The 19,683-nt window shown below is 70.0% G+C and carries 14 protein-coding genes, 1 tRNA gene and 1 pseudogene; 11 read left to right on the plus strand and 5 right to left on the minus strand.

Annotated features, from left to right (window positions below):
- Window positions 1-126: 126 nt before the first annotated feature.
- Complete coding sequence (locus ACQPXS_RS14415) at window positions 127-1,848, minus strand: lytic murein transglycosylase (RefSeq protein ID WP_433449582.1); 1,722 nt, start codon at window positions 1,846-1,848, stop codon at window positions 127-129.
- A gap of 341 nt (window positions 1,849-2,189) precedes the next feature.
- Between ACQPXS_RS14415 and ACQPXS_RS14420 the strand changes: the two genes are divergently transcribed.
- A complete protein-coding gene (locus tag ACQPXS_RS14420; protein WP_433449583.1) occupies window positions 2,190-3,077 on the plus strand; it encodes a DUF4184 family protein in 888 nt (295 codons plus the stop codon).
- Here the strand turns inward: ACQPXS_RS14420 and ACQPXS_RS14425 are convergent.
- On the minus strand, window positions 2,968-3,408 hold the full coding sequence (locus tag ACQPXS_RS14425; protein ID WP_433449586.1) for a hypothetical protein: 441 nt from the start codon (window positions 3,406-3,408) through the stop codon (window positions 2,968-2,970). The genes ACQPXS_RS14420 and ACQPXS_RS14425 overlap by 110 nt on opposite strands.
- Before the next feature lie 431 nt (window positions 3,409-3,839).
- Window positions 3,840-6,566 (minus strand): DNA polymerase I, encoded by a 2,727-nt coding sequence (gene polA / locus ACQPXS_RS14430; RefSeq protein WP_433449587.1) that lies wholly within the window; start codon window positions 6,564-6,566, stop codon window positions 3,840-3,842.
- 180 nt (window positions 6,567-6,746) lie between these two features.
- Between polA and ACQPXS_RS14435 the strand changes: the two genes are divergently transcribed.
- The 8 genes and pseudogenes from ACQPXS_RS14435 to ACQPXS_RS14470 all read left to right on the plus strand — a co-directional run bounded on the left by ACQPXS_RS14435 (window position 6,747) and on the right by ACQPXS_RS14470 (window position 16,252).
- The gene (locus ACQPXS_RS14435; RefSeq protein ID WP_433449589.1) at window positions 6,747-9,059 is read left to right on the plus strand and encodes an FdhF/YdeP family oxidoreductase; all 2,313 of its coding nucleotides are present in this window, start codon (window positions 6,747-6,749) and stop codon (window positions 9,057-9,059) included.
- A 48-nt stretch (window positions 9,060-9,107) separates the two neighbouring features.
- Complete coding sequence (locus ACQPXS_RS14440; protein ID WP_433449590.1) at window positions 9,108-9,599, plus strand: hotdog fold thioesterase; 492 nt, start codon at window positions 9,108-9,110, stop codon at window positions 9,597-9,599.
- Window positions 9,600-9,663: 64 nt separating this feature from the next.
- Window positions 9,664-9,804 (plus strand): annotated as a pseudogene (locus tag ACQPXS_RS14445) (thioesterase); the annotation flags it as partial.
- A gap of 710 nt (window positions 9,805-10,514) precedes the next feature.
- Complete coding sequence (locus ACQPXS_RS14450) at window positions 10,515-11,738, plus strand: branched-chain amino acid ABC transporter substrate-binding protein (protein WP_433449592.1); 1,224 nt, start codon at window positions 10,515-10,517, stop codon at window positions 11,736-11,738.
- Between the two features lie 109 nt (window positions 11,739-11,847).
- Complete coding sequence (locus ACQPXS_RS14455) at window positions 11,848-12,786, plus strand: branched-chain amino acid ABC transporter permease (protein WP_351800630.1); 939 nt, start codon at window positions 11,848-11,850, stop codon at window positions 12,784-12,786.
- Window positions 12,787-12,791: 5 nt separating this feature from the next.
- Window positions 12,792-14,582, plus strand: coding sequence for a branched-chain amino acid ABC transporter permease (locus ACQPXS_RS14460; RefSeq protein ID WP_433449593.1), 1,791 nt, complete (start codon window positions 12,792-12,794; stop codon window positions 14,580-14,582).
- Window positions 14,583-14,588: 6 nt separating this feature from the next.
- On the plus strand, window positions 14,589-15,539 hold the full coding sequence (locus ACQPXS_RS14465) for an ABC transporter ATP-binding protein (protein WP_433449595.1): 951 nt from the start codon (window positions 14,589-14,591) through the stop codon (window positions 15,537-15,539).
- Entirely contained in the window at window positions 15,536-16,252 is a 717-nt protein-coding gene (locus ACQPXS_RS14470; protein WP_351800624.1) for an ABC transporter ATP-binding protein, read from the plus strand. Before ACQPXS_RS14465 ends, ACQPXS_RS14470 begins: the two co-directional genes overlap by 4 nt.
- Before the next feature lie 67 nt (window positions 16,253-16,319).
- Here ACQPXS_RS14470 and ACQPXS_RS14475 read toward each other — a convergent pair whose 3' ends face one another.
- The gene (locus ACQPXS_RS14475; protein ID WP_366808274.1) at window positions 16,320-16,979 is read right to left on the minus strand and encodes an ANTAR domain-containing response regulator; all 660 of its coding nucleotides are present in this window, start codon (window positions 16,977-16,979) and stop codon (window positions 16,320-16,322) included.
- A gap of 99 nt (window positions 16,980-17,078) precedes the next feature.
- Here ACQPXS_RS14475 and ACQPXS_RS14480 point away from each other — a divergent pair.
- A tRNA-Leu gene (locus ACQPXS_RS14480) sits at window positions 17,079-17,165 on the plus strand.
- Between the two features lie 82 nt (window positions 17,166-17,247).
- Entirely contained in the window at window positions 17,248-18,036 is a 789-nt protein-coding gene (locus ACQPXS_RS14485) for a helix-turn-helix domain-containing protein (RefSeq protein WP_433449597.1), read from the plus strand.
- Between the two features lie 30 nt (window positions 18,037-18,066).
- Here ACQPXS_RS14485 and pyk read toward each other — a convergent pair whose 3' ends face one another.
- The gene (gene pyk, locus ACQPXS_RS14490; RefSeq protein WP_433449599.1) at window positions 18,067-19,503 is read right to left on the minus strand and encodes a pyruvate kinase; all 1,437 of its coding nucleotides are present in this window, start codon (window positions 19,501-19,503) and stop codon (window positions 18,067-18,069) included.
- Window positions 19,504-19,683 lie beyond the last annotated feature (180 nt).

The following is a 19,683-nucleotide window of genomic DNA, read 5'->3' on the forward strand; positions in this document are numbered from 1 at the left end:
TTTCTGATGGCTCGTCAGGTTCGGCACCGTAGCAACGGGCGGGTGAGATGAGAACAGCGGTGCACGCACGAACGAGGGCGCCCTCCCCGCCGGTGCGGGAAAGGCGCCCTGCCGGTGCGCGTGGTGTCAGGAGGCGGACGGGCTCGGGGACGGGGACGGGCTCGCCGAGGAGTCCGCGGCCGCGACCTTCAGCTCGACGGTGAGCGTCGCCCCGCCGGCGGTGGTGATGCGCAGCAGGAAGGTGCCGGTGGTGTCGTCCGCGTAGAGCTTCGGCAGGGTCAGCAGGCCCTTGTCGTCCGTCTTGAGGCCGGTGAGGGTGCGTACGGTCTTGCCGTCGGCGTCCTTGAAGTACGGGCCCTTGTCGTTCTCGGTGGCGTCGGTGTCGGACGTGATCAGGGTGGCGGTGGCCGCCACCTTGTCCGCGACGGCGCCCTTGTACGTCGCCTTCACCTGGACCTGGTCGGCGAATTCGCCGCCCGGGGTGCAGGTCAGCGGAGTGTCGCTGGTGCGCGCCAGGGTGTCGGCGGCGCGCTCGGTGACGGTGACCGGGTAGGCGACGCCCTTGACCGTGCGGCCCACGACGGTGGCCATGACCGTGAAGTCGCCGGTCTTCTCGCCCGCCTGGAGGGCAGGGGCGAGGGCGACGCCCTCGGCGTCGGTGGCGACCGTGGCCACGGTCTCGCCGCCGGCGAAGGTGGCGTCGGTGTCCCCGGTGATGGTGAACCGGATCCTGACCTTGGCGACGGCCTTGCCGGCCTTGGTCTCTGCGCGGGTGCCGATCCGTTCGGTGAAGGCGTGCCCGGCCATCGCGGTGAGCTTGGCGGTGCCCGCGTCCTGAAGGTGGTCCACGGTGTCGGTGGGGGTCTGCGGGGGCGTCGGCGGGACGGGCGGCTTCGGCGGGGTCGGGCTGGGGCTTCCGCTCCCGCCGCCGGGCGTGCTGGGCTTCGGGTCGGGCTTGGGCTTCGGCGCCTTCGAGTGCCCAGGGGACTGGGCGTGCGGGCTGCCGTCGTCGCTGCGGTGGGTGGGCACGTCGCCGGTGCCGTCGGGCACGGAGTGGGTGCCCTTGCGGTAGTACTCCAGCCACGACAGGACGGTGTTCAGGTAGTCCTGCGAGTTGTTGTAGCTGAGGATCGCGCTGTGCAGGTTGCCCTCGTGCGAGAGGTCCCAGCCGTTGCGGCACAGGTAGTGGCCGGCGGCCAGGGCGGCGTCGTAGACGTTGTTGGGGTCCTTCTTGCCGTCGCCGTTGCCGTCGCGGCCCGCCCAGGCCCAGGTCGACGGGATGAACTGCATGGGGCCGACGGCCTGGTCGTACTCGGTGTTGCCGTCGTAGACGCCGTGGTCGGTGTCCTTGATGAGCGCGAAGCCGTTGCCGTCGAGCGCCGGGCCCAGGATCCGGCCGATCGTGGTGCCGTCGGCGTCGACCCGGCCGCCGCGGGCCTGGCCCGACTCGACCTTGCCGATCGCGGCGAGCAGCTGCCAGGGCAGGTTGCAGCCGGGCTTGGCGGAACGCAGTTCGGCCTCGGCCTTCTTGTAGGCGTCGAGGACCGTCGCCGGGATGCCGGCCTCGGCGTCGCCCTGGGCGACGGGGGTGCCGGTGGCGGTCGGCGAGGGGCTGGGGTCGGGGCTGTTGAGCGGCGGCAGGTCCGTGTAGTACGGCGAGTTGCCGGTGGCGTTGCCGTCGGAGGCCGCGTCGGGTACGGGGGCGGAGGCGCCGGCCGTCGCCGGTCTGCCGTGGTCCTCGCCGGGCGTTCCCGGAGCCTGGGACGCGGACAGTGCCGCGACCGCCGCCGCGGCCACGGCGGTGGTCGCCGCCCCCTTGCGCAGCCGCTTTCCGAAATGCGCCGCCATCGAGTGAACCCCTCCTGTGGACTCCGTGCGTCCTTCTCCGTCTGCCTGCCTCGCCCTGGTGTGACGGTTGACCCGGTGTTCTGGTTGCCCCTGTGACGCCCTTCCGTTTGTGCGACGTGTGTTCGGCCACGCGCCCCGGAGGGCACGCCGCAGGTGACCCTACGACAACTTGCTTTGCGTCGGGACCCGTTCGCGCCCGGTTTTCACCCGTTGGCCAACTGTCGTTGACACGAACTTCCCGGAAGGCGGTCCCGCGCACCGGACGGACCTGGTCGGCGGATACTGGACGGATGTGATCACCGGCCCGGCGCCACGGCCGACGACCGTTCCTGGGGGCTCTGTTGCCGTTCACACTCAGCCATGCGGCCGCCGTGCTGCCCGCGGTCCGCCGGGACGGGACCGGCCGCGGCACGCTGGTGCCGGCGGTGCTCGTCGCGGGCTCCTTCGCGCCCGACATGACCTACTACGCGGCGAATATCCTTCCGGGTGGCATGGAATTCGGCGCGGTCACGCACGCGTTCGCCGGGGTCTTCACGGTCGACGTGCTCATCTCCTGGGCGCTGGTGGGACTGTGGCTGCTCGTCCGCGAGCCGTTGCTCGCGCTGCTGCCCCGGGGCCGGCAGGGGCGGCCGGCCGTACTGCTGCGCTGCGGTGCGCCACGCGCGCGTACACGTCCGGTCACGGTGGTGCGGTGGTACGTCTCCGCGGTGCTGGGTGCGCTGACCCATGTGGTGTGGGACGCGTTCACGCATCACGGGCGGTGGGGGACGCGGCTCGTTCCGGCCATCGGGCGGGGCCGGGTGGCGGGCATGCCGCTGTTCTCGTGGCTGCAGTACGGCTCGTCCGTGGCGGCCGCGGTCGTGATCGCGGTGTTCGCCGTGCGTGCGCTGCGGTGCGCGCCGGACGGGATGCCACTGGGGGTGCCCGTGCTGTCCGTGCGGGACCGGTGGTGGGCCGGCGCGGTGATCGGGGGCTGTGCGGTGGCCGGGGCGGTGCAGCGGGCGGCGCGCCGGGGGGCGCTCGTGGGGGCGCCGGGGCGGCCGTGGGAACTGGTGCCCACCCTGTGCTTCGGGGTGGGCGCCGGGCTGGTCCTGGGCGTGGTGCTGTACGCCGTCGGGGTCAGGGTGTGGCGCCGGGGCCCGGTTCCGGACGGTCCTGGGGGTCTCGCTGGTCCGGGTGATCCCGGTGGGGTGGTCGGTGCGGGCCCGGGGCGGCCGGTCGCTCGGTGAGGGACGCGACGAAGACCGTGAGGGTGCGCCGGGGGCGCCGTCTCGGGATCGCGGTGAGCGCGAGGGCGAGGTAGCCGCGGGCCAGGTCGGCCCACTGGCGCCAGTCGGGGGCGGCGCGGTCCCCGGGGGCGGACAGGCCGACGAGACCGTGCCGGAGGTTGGTGGCGGCCCTGCGGACCGTCGCGCTCAGCTCGGCGGGGATGCGGGCGGTGCTTGCGTCGGCCGCGAGGGCCGGGACCGGCGAGGCGGACATGGCCTGCGCCGAGACGGTGTCCGCCCAGCCCCGGAGGTCTGCCTCGGGCGTCCGGCGGTGAAGCATGCGTATACCCATGCCCGCAGTTTTGCGGCTGTGAGGGGCGGGGGGCGTATTGGCGGGGTCCACGTGAGTGACGGGTCCCTCCGGGGGTTCGGCCGAATTGCTGGTGTGGGCGCCCTGCCGGGTTCTTGTGTTGGTTGGGCTGGGCGGGGCCTGGGGTGCCGGGGGGGGACCGCCGGGGTGGCGTGGGGGGTGGCACCCGGGGTGGCGCGGTGGGCTGGGCAGCGTCGCGACGGGCTGTGGGTGGGCCCGGGGATTCACGGGGCGAGATGGGCCCGGGCGCAGGTTGCGGCGGGATCGGGTACCGCCGGGGAGCGCCGTGAGGGCTGGGGGCCGTCGCTGTGGAGGAGTCCGGGCCGACGTCCTCTCGCCGCGCCGCTGCCCGGGCGGAGGGGGCGTTGCGGCCGGTCTTGGCCGCGACGCCCCCTCCGCCCGGGCACCGCGGGCTAGTGCGCTGCCGACTCCCAGTCCGGGCCGACGCCGACCGAGACGTCCAGGGGGGCCCGGAGGTGGACGGCGCTGGACATTTCCCGGCGGACGATCTGCTCGGCGGCCGTCCGCTCGCCGGGGGCGATCTCCAGGACGATTTCGTCGTGGACCTGCAGGAGCATGCGGGACTTCAGGTCCGCCGCCCGCAGGGCGCTGTCCACCTTGAGCATGGCGATCTTGACGATGTCGGCGGCCGTGCCCTGGATGGGCGCGTTGAGGGCCATGCGCTCGGCGGCCTCACGGCGCTGGCGGTTGTCGCTGTTGAGGTCGGGGAGGTAGCGGCGGCGGCCGAAGAGCGTCGCCGTGTAGCCCGTCGCCCGTGCCTCGTCGACCGCCCGGCGAAGGTAGTCCCGGACGCCGCCGAAGCGCTCGAAGTAGGCGTCCATCAGGGCGCGCGCCTCCGCCGCCTCGATGTTCAGCTGCTGGGACAGGCCGAACGCGGACAGGCCGTAGGCCAGGCCGTACGACATCGCCTTGATCTTGCGGCGCATCTCCGCGTCCACCGCGGCGGGCTCGACGCCGAACACCTGGGAGGCGGCCGTGGTGTGCAGGTCCTCGCCGGAGGTGAAGGCCTGGATCAGGCCCTCGTCCTCGGAGAGGTGGGCCATCACGCGCAGCTCGATCTGGCTGTAGTCGGCGGTCATCAGGGACTCGAAGCCCTCGCCGACCACGAAGCCGCGGCGGATCGCGCGGCCCTCGTCCGTGCGGACCGGGATGTTCTGGAGGTTGGGGTCCGTGGAGGACAGGCGGCCGGTCGCGGCCACCGTCTGGTTGAACGTGGTGTGGATACGGCCGTCGCCCGCGATCGTCTTGATCAGGCCCTCGACCGTGACCCGCAGCTTCGCCTGCTCGCGGTGGCGGAGCATGATCACCGGCAGTTCGTTGTCGGTCTGGGTGGCGAGCCAGGCCAGCGCGTCGGCGTCCGTGGTGTAGCCGGTCTTGGTCTTCTTCGTCTTCGGCAGGGCCAGCTCGCCGAAGAGGACCTCCTGGAGCTGCTTGGGCGAGCCCAGGTTGAACTCGTGGCCTGCGGCCGCGTGGGCCTCCTTCACGGCCTGCTGCACCGCACCGGCGAACGTCTGCTCCATCGCTTCGAGGTGCGCGCGGTCGGCCGCGATGCCGTGCCGCTCCATACGGGCGAGCAGGGCGGAGGTGGGCAGCTCCATGTCGCGCAGGAGGTCCGCCGCGCCGACCTCCGCGAGGCGGGTCTCGAAGGCCGTACCGAGATCGAGGACCGCGCGGGCCTGGATCATCAGGGCCTCCGCCTCGGCGCCCTCGTCGGCGCCGAAGGCCAGCTGGCCGTCGGCCGCGGCGGCGGGCGCCAGCTCGCGGTGCAGGTACTCCAGGGACAGCGCGTCCAGGTCGAAGGAGCGGCGGCCCGGCTTGACCAGGTAGGCGGCGAGCGCGGTGTCCATGGACACGCCCTCGACGGACCAGCCGTGCTCGGCGAAGACACGCATGGCCCCCTTGGCGTTGTGCAACACCTTGGGGCGGCCGGCGTCGGCCAGCCAGGCCGCGAACGCGTTCTCGTCGGCCTCGTCCAGCTCGGCGGGGTCGAACCAGGCGGCCGCTCCCCCGGCCGCGGCCAGGGCGACCTCGGCGACCGAGCCGGCGCCCAGCGCCCAGGTGTCGACGGTGGCGACGCCCAGGGTCTCCGCGCCGTGCTCGGCGAGCCAGGGGGCCAGCTCGCCGGTGCGCAGGATCTTGCCGTCCAGCTCCACCCCGTCGGTGGCGATCGGCGTGGCCTCGGCCTCCTCGGAGCCGGGGTCGACGGCGAAGAGACGCTCGCGCAGCGACGGGTTGCGGATCTCCAGGGTGTCCAGAACCATCGAGACGGCCTTGCGGTCGTACGCGGCCCGCTCCAGGTCGGCGACCGCCTTGGGCAGCTCGACCTGGCGCTCCAGCTCGGTGAGGACGCGGTTGAGCTTGACCGACTCCAGGTGGTCGCGGAGGTTCTGCCCGGCCTTGCCCTTGACCTCGTCGACGCGCTCGACCAGCTCGGCGAAGGAGCCGAACTGGTTGATCCACTTCGCCGCGGTCTTCTCGCCGACGCCGGGGATGCCGGGGAGGTTGTCGGACGGGTCGCCGCGCAGGGCCGCGAAGTCCGGGTACTGGGCGGGCGTCAATCCGTACTTCTCGAAAACCTTCTCCGGGGTGAACCGGGTCAGCTCCGAGACGCCCTTCGTCGGGTACAGCACGGTGATGTTGTCGGTGACCAGCTGGAAGGAGTCGCGGTCGCCGGTGACGATCAGCACCTCGAAGCCCTCGGCCTCGGCCCGGGTGGCGAGGGTGGCGATGACGTCGTCCGCCTCGAACCCGTCCACGGCGAAGCGCGGGGCGTGCATCGCGTCGAGGAGCTCGCCGATCAGCTCGACCTGACCCTTGAACTCGTCCGGGGTCTTGGAACGGTTCGCCTTGTACTCGGTGAACCGCTCCGAGCGCCAGGTCTTGCGCGAGACGTCGAAGGCCACGGCGAAGTGCGTGGGCGCCTCGTCACGCAGTGTGTTGGCCAGCATCGACGCGAAGCCGTAGATCGCGTTCGTCGGCTGGCCGGTCGCGGTCGTGAAGTTCTCCGCGGGCAGCGCGAAGAACGCGCGGTAGGCCAGCGAGTGCCCGTCCATGAGCATCAGCCGGGGACGTGTACCGCCGGGGGTGTTGTCGGTCTTCTTCGATGCTGTCTCTGCCACGTCCCCGATCCTGCCACGCCGCACTGACACTCCGGTCCGGGACCGAGTGGAGGGCTGCGCAGGGTTGCCCTCGCTCACCGAGAGTGCCGGAGTTCCCGTATGCCCTCCGGGCACGGCTGTCGGTGCCCCGTGGCAGGATCGGCACCGTACTTCTCACACGCAGTCGAAGGGGAGCGTGCGATGGCGACGAAGCCGCCCAAGGGTGATCCGGTTCAGGACGCGCCGCAGGTCGCGGAGCCGAAGCACGCGGCGGCGGGGCTGCCCGCCATCGGGCACACGCTGCGCATCGCGCAGCAGCAGATGGGTGTGCGGCGCACGGCGCTGACGTTGCTGCGGGTGAACCAGAAGGACGGGTTCGACTGCCCGGGCTGCGCCTGGCCGGAGCCGGACCACCGGCACAAGGCGGAGTTCTGCGAGAACGGCGCGAAGGCGGTCGCGGAGGAGGCCACCCTGCGCCGGGTCACCCCGGAGTTCTTCGCCGCGCACTCCGTGGCCGACCTGGCGACCAGGAGCGGCTACTGGCTGGGGCAGCAGGGCCGGCTCACGCACCCCATGTACCTCGCCGAGGGCGGCACGCACTACGAGCCGGTCGGCTGGGAGCGCGCCTTCGACATCGTCGCCGAGGAGATCACCGCGCTCTCCTCCCCCGACGAGGCCGTCTTCTACACCTCGGGCCGCACCAGCAACGAGGCGGCGTTCCTGTACCAGCTCTTCGCGCGCGAGCTGGGCACGAACAACCTGCCGGACTGCTCCAACATGTGCCACGAGTCGTCCGGGTCGGCGCTCACCGAGACCATCGGCATCGGCAAGGGCAGCGTCCTGCTGGAGGACCTCCACAAGGCCGACCTGATCATCGTCGCGGGGCAGAACCCGGGGACGAACCATCCGCGCATGCTCTCCGCGCTGGAGAAGGCGAAGGCGAACGGCGCGAGGATCATCAGCGTCAATCCGCTGCCGGAGGCCGGCCTGGAGCGGTTCAAGAACCCGCAGACGCCGCAGGGCCTGCTGAAGGGCGCCGCGCTCACCGATCTGTTCCTGCAGATCCGCATCGGCGGCGACCAGGCCCTCTTCCGGCTCCTCAACAAGCTCATCCTGGAGACGCAGGGCGCGGTCGACGAGGAGTTCGTCCGCGAACACACCCACGGGTTCGAGGAGTTCGCCGAGGCCGCGCGCGCCGCCGACTGGGACGAGACCCTGAAGGCGACGGGCCTCACCCGCGCGGAGATCGAGCAGGCCCTCGGCATGGCGCTCGCCTCCAAGCGCACCATCGTCTGCTGGGCCATGGGCCTCACCCAGCACAAGCACGCCGTCCCGACCATCCGCGAGGTGGTCAACTTCCTGCTGCTGCGCGGCAACATCGGCCGGCCGGGCGCGGGCGTGTGCCCGGTGCGCGGGCACAGCAACGTGCAGGGCGACCGCACCATGGGCATCTTCGAGCGGCCCGCCCCGGCCTTCCTGGACGCGCTGGAGAAGGAGTTCGGGTTCGCGCCGCCGCGCGAGCACGGCTTCGACGTCGTACGGGCCATCCGCGCGCTGCGCGACGGCGAGGCGAAGGTGTTCTTCGCCATGGGCGGCAACTTCGTCTCCGCCTCCCCCGACACCGAGGTCACCGAGGCGGCGATGCGGCGCGCGCGGCTGACGGTGCACGTGTCGACCAAGCTCAACCGCTCGCACGCCGTCACGGGCGCGCGGGCGCTGATCCTGCCCACGCTGGGCCGCACCGAGCGGGATCTGCAGGCGAGCGGCGAGCAGTTCGTGACGGTCGAGGACTCGATGGGCATGGTGCACGCCTCGCGCGGGCGGCTGGCGCCGGCGAGCGCGCACCTGAGGTCGGAGCCTGCCATCATCTGCGGGCTCGCGCGCCGCGTGCTCGGTGAGAGCAGCGTCGTGCCGTGGGAGGAGTTCGAGAAGGACTACGCCACGATCCGTGACCGCATCGCGCGCGTGGTCCCCGGTTTCGACGACTTCAACGCGCGCGTGGCCCGGCCGGGCGGCTTCGCCCTGCCGCACGCCCCGCGCGACGAGCGCCGCTTCCCGACCGCCACGGGCAAGGCGAACTTCACGGCGGCGCCGGTGGAGTACCCCGAACTGCCCGAGGGCCGGCTGCTGTTGCAGACCCTGCGCTCGCACGACCAGTACAACACCACGATCTACGGCCTGGACGACCGCTACCGGGGCATCACAGGCGGCCGCCGGGTGGTGCTGGTGCACCCCGAGGACGCGCGTGCGCTCGAGGTCGCCGAGGGGTCGTACGTCGACCTGGTGAGCGAGTGGAAGGACGGCGTGGAACGGCGGGCGCCCGGCTTCCGGGTCGTGCACTACCCGACGACCCGGGGATGCGCGGCGGCGTACTACCCCGAGACGAACGTCCTCGTCCCGCTCGACGCCACCGCCGACACCAGCAACACCCCGGCCAGCAAGTCCGTGGTCGTACGTCTCGAACGTCACACCGCTGACCCGGACGCCCGTCTGGAACAATCGGCGACCGACTGAGCGTTTGCTCAGCCATACGGACAGGTGTACGACGAAGGAGCCGGGCCCATGGGCGAGCAGCAGCAGGTGCAATTCCCGCAGGAGGTCATCGACGAGTACGCCGCGCTCGGTGTGGACCTGCCCGCCCTGTTCTCGGCCGGGCATCTCGGCACGCGGATGGGTGTGCAGATCCTGGAGGCCTCGGCGGAGAAGGTCGTCGGGACCATGCCGGTGGAGGGCAACACCCAGCCCTACGGCCTGCTGCACGGCGGCGCCTCCGCGGTGCTGGCGGAGACGCTCGGCTCGGTCGGCTCCATGCTGCACGGCGGCAGCTCGAAGATCGCCGTCGGCGTGGACCTGAACTGCACCCACCACCGCGGGGTCCGCTCGGGGCTGGTGACCGGTGTGGCCACGCCGGTGCACCGGGGCCGTTCGACGGCGACGTACGAGATCGTGATCAGCGACGAACAGGGCCGCCGGGTGTGCAGCGCCCGGCTGACCTGCCTGCTGCGGGACGTGAACGAGAGCGACGCCGCACGCGTCCAGGGCACCCGCCCCTGACACACCGACCGACGGGGCCGACCAGCCCCGCCGAGCCATCCCGCCCAACGAAGGGGCTGCCCCGCACCGGGGCCGTTCGACGGCGACGTACGAGATCGTGACCAGCGACGAACAGGGCCGCCGGGTGTGCAGCGCCCGGCTGACCTGCCTGCTGCGGGACGTGAACGAGAGCGACGCCGCACGCGTCCAGGGCACCCGCCCCTGACACACGACCGGCGGGGCCGGCCGGCCCCCGAGCGGGCCTCGGGCACGGAATACAAAGGGCGGGCCTCGCCACTGAATTGACGGGCCGCCAGGTCTGTTCGGGGCCCAGCCGGCTCGGCCCGCCGGACGGCCGCCCCGGCCCACATGCGCGCACCGCCCGCTGCCCGCAGCGCCCGCAGCGCACCGCGCCCGGCCGCCCGCACGCGGCTCCGTCCCCGGCGCGGAAACGCGGAAAAGTTCCGAAGCCTCGCCTTCCACCCCGGCTTCCGCCCCCGCCTCCACCCTCCCCTTCAGCCTCAACTCCCTTTTCCTGCGCGTAACCCTGCGTAATATGCATGCAATAGGCATTCATATTTCCCTGTCCGCGCCCTCCGATGCGCAACACCCCCGGGGACCACGCAAGTAGCCTGCAGCAACGGTGTCGTGTAATCACCAAAACCGCCGAGACGCCTGAACCGATTCAGGCAAGGCCTGCAGGTTCTCAGAATGCGGACGGGGTGAATCGGGCTTAATTCCTGCTTTCCCCCCACGCAGTACCGCTCTGCATTACCCCGTGTCATAACAAGAGCGTCACAGCCTTGGTCAAGCACTCCTCCACGTTCCTCACACACGCTTAGAGTCACGGCCAGTCACCGCTCCATAGGGAGTTCGGTACCGGCGCGGCAGCTCCGCACCCCAAGGGGCGGAACGTGCCTGCGGAAAGGATCGATAGTGCGACAGCGTTCTCTGGTGATTCTTACCTCCGTGCTGACCACCGGAGCTCTGACTCTCACCGCTTGCGGCTCCCGCAACAACGACAGCAAGGGCGGCGACAGCGGCAACGTGACCGTCACGATCGGCGTCGACGCTCCGCTGACCGGCCAGAACTCCGCGACGGGCCTGGGCATTCAGTACGGCGCCCAGATCGCCGTCGACGACGCCAACAAGAACAAGACGGTCCCGGGCGTCACCTTCAAGATCAAGGCGCTGGACGACAAGGCGATCCCGGCCACCGGCCAGCAGAACGCCACCCAGCTGGTCTCCGACAAGAGCGTGCTCGGCGTCGTCGGCCCGCTCAACTCCGGTGTGGCCACGCAGATGCAGCAGGTCTTCGCCACCGCCAACCTGGTGGAGATCTCCCCGTCCAACACCAACCCCGAGCTCACCCAGGGCAAGAACTGGCAGACCAGCAAGTCCCGCCCGTTCAAGACCTACTTCCGCACCGCCACCACCGACGAGCTGCAGGGCGCCTACGCGGCGGACTACGCCTACAACGGCATCCACGCGAAGAAGGCGTTCGTCGTCGACGACAAGCAGACCTACGGCGCGGGCCTCTCCAAGATCTTCTCGGAGCAGTTCACCAAGCAGGGCGGCAAGGTCATCGGCACCGACCACGTCAACACCGGCGACCGTGACTTCTCCACCCTGGTCACCAAGATCAAGAACTCGGGTGCCGACCTGCTCTACTACGGCGGCCAGTACGACGAGTCCCAGGTGCTGACCAAGCAGCTCAAGGACGCCGGCGCCAAGATCCCGCTGTTCGGCGGTGACGGCATGTTCACCCCGACCTACATCAAGACCGCCGGCAAGGCCGCCGAGGGCGACCTGGTCACCTCCATCGGCGTCCCGGTCGACACCCTGCCCGCCGCCAAGACCTTCGTCGACACCTACAAGGCCAAGAAGTACCCCGGTGACTACGGCACCTACGGCTCCTACGCCTACGACGCCGCCACCGCCATCATCAAGGCCGTCGGCCAGGTCGTGAAGGACGGCAAGGTTCCGTCCGACGCCCGCGCCCAGATCGTCGACGCCGTCCAGAAGACCTCCTTCGACGGCATCTCCGGCAAGATCTCGTTCGACCAGTACGGCGACACCACGAACAAGCAGCTGACCGTCTACCAGGTCAAGAACGGTGAGTGGAAGTCCGTCAAGAGCGGAACGGCCAGCCCGAAGTAAGCCACCGACACACATCGCCTCACCAGGGCCGCGCGGCGCAGACCACCGTCACCGCGCGGCCCGCCTTCTACCGCCCCCTTGACTCTCCCCACCACATGGAGGCCATGCGGTGAACACCCTGCCGCAGCAGCTGGCCAACGGGCTGTTCCTCGGCTCGATGTACGGGCTGATCGCCATCGGCTACACGATGGTGTACGGCATCGTCCAGCTCATCAACTTCGCCCACGGCGAGATCTTCATGACCGGAGGCTTCGGCGCCCTCACGGTCTACCTCGTCCTGCCGGACGGCATATCCATGTGGATAGCCCTGCCGGCGATGCTGATCGGCGGTGCACTGGTCGCCGTACTCATCGCCGTCGGCGCCGAACGCTTCGCCTACCGACCACTGCGCGGCGCGCCACGCCTCGCCCCGCTGATCACCGCGATCGGCCTGTCGCTCGCGCTGCAGCAGGCGGTCTTCAACTGGTACCACGTCGACGGCGACGCCAAGTCCGCCCGCGTCTTCCCACAGTTGCCGTTCGGCCCGCTGCACCTCGGCTCCGTAACCGTGCAGAGCGGCGACGTCTTCCTCATCATCGCCGCCCCCGTGTGCATGGCGGTCCTCGCCTTCTTCGTCCGGCTCTCCCGCACCGGCCGCGCCATGCAGGCCACCGCCCAGGACCCGGACACCGCCCAGCTGATGGGCATCGACACCAACCGCATCATCGTCATCGCCTTCGCCATCGGCGGCTTCTTCGCGGCCGTCGCCGGCCTCTCCTACGGCCTCAAGTACGGCTCGGTCTCCTACGACATGGGCTTCATCGCCGGTCTGAAGGCGTTCACCGCGGCCGTCCTCGGCGGCATCGGCAACATCTACGGCGCCATGCTCGGCGGCCTCGTCCTCGGCCTCGCCGAAGCCATGGCCACCGCCTACATCTCCGACATCCCCGGCATGCACCAACTCGGCGGCGGCAGCTGGGCTCCCGTGTGGGCCTTCGTCCTCCTCATCCTCGTACTCCTCTTCAGGCCACAGGGCCTGCTCGGCGAACGCGTCGCGGACAGGGCGTGAGCAGCATGACCGACACCACCACCGAGACCACCGCCCACACCCCCGAACCGGCCGAGCGCGGGCCCGTCCCGCTCCCCCCGGCCGCAGCCCGCCTGCTCATCGCCGCCGGTGCGATCGGCACCATCGCCAGCACCTTCCTCAGCTGGACCTGGACCCCCTCCTTCCCCGGCGACCTGACGGTCTACGGCTACCCGGCGGGCCTGCAGGTCATCGCCCTCGCGGCAGGCGCCCTCACCCTGCTGTACGGGCTCACCCTGTGGAACGTGCGCGGACTGAACTGGCTGAACCCGGGCAGGTCCACCACCCCGGTCCTCCTGATCACCCTCTCGGCCTTCGCCGTCTGCTGGTTCACCGGCATCGCCATCGCCGTCGACCTCGGCGGCCTGGTGAACCTGGACCCCGGCGCCTACGTGGCCATGGCGGCCTCCGCCCTGCCCGTCCTCGGCGCCCTGGCCCTGCCCCACCCGGCCCCCGGCACGGGCCTGCGCGGCTACCTCACCAAGCCCGACCAGCCCCGCCCCGGCACGCTCTCGCCGCTCGCCGAGCGCGCCGCCATCACCCTCGGCACCGCTCTCGGCCTCGTGGTCTTCACCTACGGCATCGGCATCAACGACGACGACAGCGAGACCTTCATCGGATTCCTGCTCGTCCTCATCTTCGGTGCCTGGGGCCTGGTCCACTCCGGCCTCCTCGACCGGTACGCGACGATGTCCGCCCGCCACAAGGGCTTCGCCACCACCCTGGCCTTCGTCGCCGCCGTGATCTTCCCCTTCACGCAGAGCGACGACCACAACGCCAACATCGGCGTCAACATCCTCATCTTCGCCACCGTCGCCCTCGGCCTGAACATCGTCGTCGGCCTCACCGGCCTGCTCGACCTCGGTTACGTCGCCTTCCTCGGCGTCGGCGCCTACGCCGCCGCACTGGTCTCCGGCTCCGAGTACTCCCCCTACGACGTCCACTTCCCCTTCTGGGCCGCCGCCCTCACCGGCATGGCCGCCTCGCTCGTCTTCGGCGTCCTGATCGGCGGCCCCACGCTGCGACTGCGCGGCGACTACCTGGCCATCGTCACCCTCGGCTTCGGAGAGATCTTCCGCATCACCGTCAACAGCCTGGACGGCGACTCCGGACCGAACGTCACGCGCGGCCCCAACGGCATCACCCAGATCCCCGACATCAAGATCTTCGGGTTCAACCTGGGCGACGCCCACGACGTCGGCGGACTCACCCTCGGCCGCTTCGCCAACTACCTGTTCCTGATGCTCCTCATCACGGCGATCGTCGTCCTCGTCTTCACCCGCGCCGCCGACTCCCGCATCGGCCGCTCCTGGATCGCCATCCGCGAGGACGAGACCGCCGCCACCGCCATGGGCATCAACGGCTTCCGGGTCAAGCTCATCGCCTTCGCGCTCGGCGCCTCCCTCGCGGGCCTCGCCGGCACCGTGATGGCACACGTCAACTACAGCGTCAACCCGCAGCCGTACCAGTTCGCCGGCGCCGCCCCGCCCAACTCGGCCTTCCTGCTCGCCGCCGTCGTCCTCGGCGGCATGGGCACCGTCAGCGGCCCGCTGCTCGGCGCGAGCGTGCTCTACCTGGTCCCGGAAAAGCTCCAGTTCCTGCAGAACTACGAGCTGTTCGCCTTCGGCATCGCACTGGTCCTGCTGATGCGCTTCCGGCCCGAGGGCATCATCGCCAACCGCCGTCGCCAGCTGGAGTTCCACGAGACCGACCAGCTCGACGTGCCGGCACAGAAGACGCCGACCGACGAACCGGCCGTCACCAAGGCAGGGGCGTAAGGAACCATGACGACACCTGTACTCGAAGCCCGTGACGTCACGATGCGCTTCGGCGGTCTGACCGCCGTCCGGTCCGTCGACTTCACGGTGAACAGCGGCGAGATCGTCGGCCTCATCGGCCCGAACGGCGCCGGCAAGACCACCTTCTTCAACTGCCTCACCGGCCTGTACATCCCCACCGAGGGCACGGTCGCCTACCAGGGCAAGGTGCTGCCGCCCAAGCCGCACCTGGTGACGCAGGCGGGCATCGCCCGCACCTTCCAGAACATCCGGCTGTTCGCCAACATGACCGTCCTGGAGAACGTCCTCGTCGGCCGCCACACGCGGACCAAGGAGGGCCTGTGGTCGGCCCTGCTGCGCGGCCCCGGCTTCCGCAAGGCCGAAAAGGAGTCCGAGGCCAAGGCCATGGAACTCCTGGAGTTCGTCGGCCTCGCCGCCAAGCGCGACCACCTCGCACGCAACCTGCCCTACGGCGAGCAGCGCAAGCTGGAGATCGCACGGGCCCTCGCGAGCGAGCCGGGCCTGCTGCTGCTCGACGAACCGACGGCCGGCATGAACCCGCAGGAGACCCGCTCCACCGAGGAACTGGTCTTCGCCATCCGGGACAAGGGCATCGCCGTCCTCGTCATCGAGCACGACATGCGCTTCATCTTCAACCTGTGCGACCGGGTCGCCGTGCTCGTACAGGGCGAGAAGCTCGTCGAGGGCACCTCCGACGTCGTACAGGCCGACGAGCGCGTCGTCGCCGCCTACCTCGGTGAACCCTTCGAGGGCGAGCCGGGAGCGGCGGAGGTCGCCGAGGTCGAGGCCGCCGAAGCCGAAGCCGCCCAGCCCGAGGCCGAAGCCGCGGCGGACGAGGCCGAAGCACCGACAGCAGGAGACACAGCCGAAACCGACTCGGAGACGGAGTCCGCCGACGCGGAGAGCACCGGCACCACCAAGGGAGAGACCCAGTGACCGCACTGCTGGAGGTCGAGGACCTCAGGGTCGCCTACGGCAAGATCGAAGCCGTCAAGGGCATCTCGTTCAGCGTCGAGGCCGGCCAGGTCGTCACCCTCATCGGCACCAACGGCGCCGGCAAGACGACGACCCTGCGCACCCTGTCGGGCCTGCTCAAGCCCACGTCAGGAAAGATCGTCTTCGACGGCAAACCGCTCACGGGCGTACCGGCACACAAGATCGTCGCACTCGGACTCGCCCACTCCCCCGAGGGCCGGCACATCTTCCCCCGCCTGACCATCGCCGAGAACCTCCAGCTCGGCGCCTTCCTCCGCAAGGACAAGGAAGGCATCGAGAAGGACATCCAGCGCGCCTACGACCTCTTCCCCATCCTGGGCGAGCGGCGCAAGCAGGCCGCGGGCACCCTCTCCGGCGGCGAGCAGCAGATGCTGGCGATGGGGCGCGCCCTGATGTCCCAGCCGAAGCTGCTCATGCTGGACGAGCCGTCGATGGGCCTGTCGCCGATCATGATGCAGAAGATCATGGCGACGATCAACGAGCTGAAGTCCCAGGGCACGACCATCCTGCTGGTCGAGCAGAACGCCCAGGCGGCGCTCTCGCTCGCCGACCAGGGTCATGTCATGGAGGTCGGCAACATCGTCCTGTCCGGCACCGGCCAGGACCTGCTGCACGACGAGTCGGTCCGCAAGGCCTACCTGGGCGAGGACTGACCCGAACGACGGCGAAGGCCCGCGCCCCCTTCTCCGGGGCGCGGGCCTTCGCCGTACAGGCCGGCCGTCAGCCCTTCTTGGCCGCCTTCTTCTCCTCGTTGTCCGCGATGACCGCCTCCGCGACCTGCTGCATCGACATACGCCGGTCCATCGACGTCTTCTGGATCCAGCGGAACGCGGCCGGCTCGGTCAGACCGTACTCGGTCTGCAGGATCGACTTCGCGCGGTCCACCAGCTTGCGGGTCTCCAGACGCTGGGTGAGGTCGGCGACCTCCTGCTCCAGCTGCTTCAGCTCGGTGAAACGGGAGACGGCCATCTCGATGGCCGGGACCACATCGCTCTTGCTGAACGGCTTGACCAGGTACGCCATCGCACCGGCGTCCCGGGCGCGCTCGACGAGGTCGCGCTGCGAGAAGGCGGTGAGCATCAGGACCGGCGCGATGGACTCCTCGGCGATCTTCTCGGCGGCCGAGATCCCATCGAGCTTGGGCATCTTCACGTCCAGGATGACCAGGTCCGGCCGGTGCTCGCGGGCCAGCTCGACGGCCTGCTCACCGTCCCCGGCCTCGCCTACGACGGTGTACCCCTCCTCCTCCAGCATCTCTTTGAGGTCGAGCCGGATCAGGGCCTCGTCCTCGGCGATGACGACACGGGTCGTCAGCGGAGGCACGTGCGACTTGTCGTCGTCGGGCACGTCTACGGGCTGGGGCGACTCGGGGGCGGTCACTGAGGCTCCTTGGTCCAGGGCAGGGGCTCTGCTTCCAGCAGGGTACCTAGCTGCGGGGACGCGCGGTGAACCGGTACACTTCCCACGGCTTCCCAGCTTGCCCGGTTGGAGGAACTGGTCAGACTCGCGGCACTCAAAATGCCGTGCCCTTTGGGCATGTGGGTTCGAATCCCACACCGGGCACCATGATCAGAAGCGGAGGATCACATTCGCGTGATCCTCCGCTGTTTGCTGCATATGGCCGCGTTCGGTGACCCAGAGTGGCCGCATGAACTTCCATGGCACAGAGGTACGACAGACGGCCCTCACTCTGCTACGCGGCGATGCGAAGAACGCTGACGTGGCCCGCAAGCTGAACGTACCGGTGGGGACGGTCGGCTACTGGAAGCATCTGGACCGGGCCAAGCGGGGTGAATGCCCAGGCCGTCACGCTCCGCCCTGTCCGCGTTGCGACGGACGGCAGCTGGATGAGGCTGCGTACGGCTATCTGCTTGGCCTGTACCTCGGCGACGGGCATATCAGCCACTACTCACAGCACCGCGTCCCCAACCTCATGATCAGCTGCACTGAGTCGTGGCCGGGCCTCATGGACGCCTGCGAGGCAGCCATGCGCGCAGTCTTCCCGGACAACGGGGTCTGCCGGGTCCGAAAGACCGGCTGCAGCAACGTGAAGGTCTACTCGAAGCACCTGCACTGCCTCTTCCCCCAGCACGGCCCCGGTAAGAAACACCAGCGGCCGATCATTCTGGAGCCCTGGCAGCAAGCCGTCGTCGACGCCCACCCCTGGGAGTTCATCCGCGGCCTCATCCACTCCGACGGCTGCCGCATCACCAACTGGACCACACGCATGGTCGCCGGAGAGCGCAAGCGGTACGAATATCCGCGCTACTTCTTCTCCAACAAGTCGGACGACATCCGGAAGCTCTTCACGGACGCCCTCGACCTGGTCGGCGTCGAGTGGACCACCCTGGCCCGCGGGAGCTATCCGTTCACCATCTCCATCGCCCGCAAACCCTCCGTGGCCCTCATGGACACCCACGTCGGTCCCAAACACTGACAAGGGCCCCACAAAGGGAGGCCCGGCCGGTTATTTCGGGCTGTCGTCCTCCCCGATGTGGTGGACCCGGACCATGTTGGTGGAGCCGGAGACCCCGGGCGGGGAACCCGCCGTGATCACCACGACGTCGCCCTTCTCGCAGCGGCCGTACTTCAGCAGCAGCTCGTCCACCTGGTCGACCATGGCGTCGGTGGAGTCGACGTGCGGGCCGAGGAAGGTCTCGGCGCCCCAGGTGAGGCTGAGCTGGGAGCGGGTGGCCGGTTCGGGGGTGAAGGCCAGGAGGGGGATCGGGGAGCGGTAGCGGGAGAGTCGGCGGGCGGTGTCTCCCGACTGGGTGAAGGCGACCAGGAACTTGGCGCCCAGGAAGTCGCCCATCTCCGCCGCCGCGCGGGCGACCGCGCCGCCCTGGGTGCGGGGCTTGTTGCGCTCGGTGAGCGGGGGCAGGCCCTTGGCGAGCATGTCCTCCTCGGCGGCCGCGACGATCTTGGCCATGGTGCGTACGGTCTCGACCGGGTACTTGCCGACGCTGGTCTCGCCGGAGAGCATCACCGCGTCCGTGCCGTCGAGGACCGCGTTGGCGACGTCGGAGGCCTCGGCGCGGGTGGGCCGGGCGTTGTCGACCATGGAGTCGAGCATCTGGGTGGCGACGATGACCGGCTTGGCGTTGCGCTTGGCGAGCTTGATCGCGCGCTTCTGCACGATCGGCACCTGTTCCAGGGGCATCTCCACGCCCAGGTCGCCGCGCGCGACCATGAGTCCGTCGAAGGTGGCCACGATGTCGTCGAGGTTGGCCACGGCCTGTGGCTTCTCGACCTTGGCGATCACGGGGAGACGGCGGCCCTCCTCGGTCATGATGCGGTGCACGCCCTTGGCGTCGTCGCCGCTGCGGACGAAGGAGAGCGCGATGACGTCGAAGCCGGTGCGCAGCGCCCAGCGCAGGTCCTCCTCGTCCTTTTCGGACAGGGCGGGGACGGAGACGGCGACGCCGGGGAGGTTGAGGCCTTTGTGGTCGGAGATCACGCCGCCCTCGACGACGAGGGTGCGGATGCGTGGGCCGTCGACCGCGGTGACTTCGAGGCAGACCTTGCCGTCGTCGACGAGGACGCGCTCACCGGTGGTGACGTCGACGGCGAGGCCGGCGTAGGTGGTGCCGCACTGGTGGCGGTCGCCTTCGACGCCTTCCTCGACGGTGATGGTGAAGGTGTCGCCGCGTTCAAGGAGTACCGGTCCTTCGGCGAAACGGCCGAGCCGGATCTTCGGGCCTTGAAGGTCGGCGAGGATTCCGACGCTGCGGCCGGTTTCGTCGGCCGCCTTGCGCACTCGCCGGTAGCGCTCCTCGTGTTCGGCGTGGGTGCCGTGGCTGAGATTGAACCGGGCCACGTCCATTCCGGCGTCGACCAGTGCCTTGATCTGGTCGTACGAGTCGGTGGCGGGCCCCAGAGTGCAGACGATCTTTGCTCGGCGCATATGTCGAGCCTAGGCCTTACCCACGGGTAGAGAATCGGCCCCACGTGACCACTCAACAACCTTTGAGTAAAGGGTCATTGACAAGTGTTGAATTGTGCGGTCACTCGCTCCGATGAGCGAATTCCCCTCGTGTGAAGTCTGGCGTGGCGGGTCATGTTCAAGTCAGAATCTACGCGCGTC

It is taken from the genome of Streptomyces sp. CA-142005 (assembly GCF_050942335.1).
Lineage (GTDB): Bacteria > Actinomycetota > Actinomycetes > Streptomycetales > Streptomycetaceae > Streptomyces.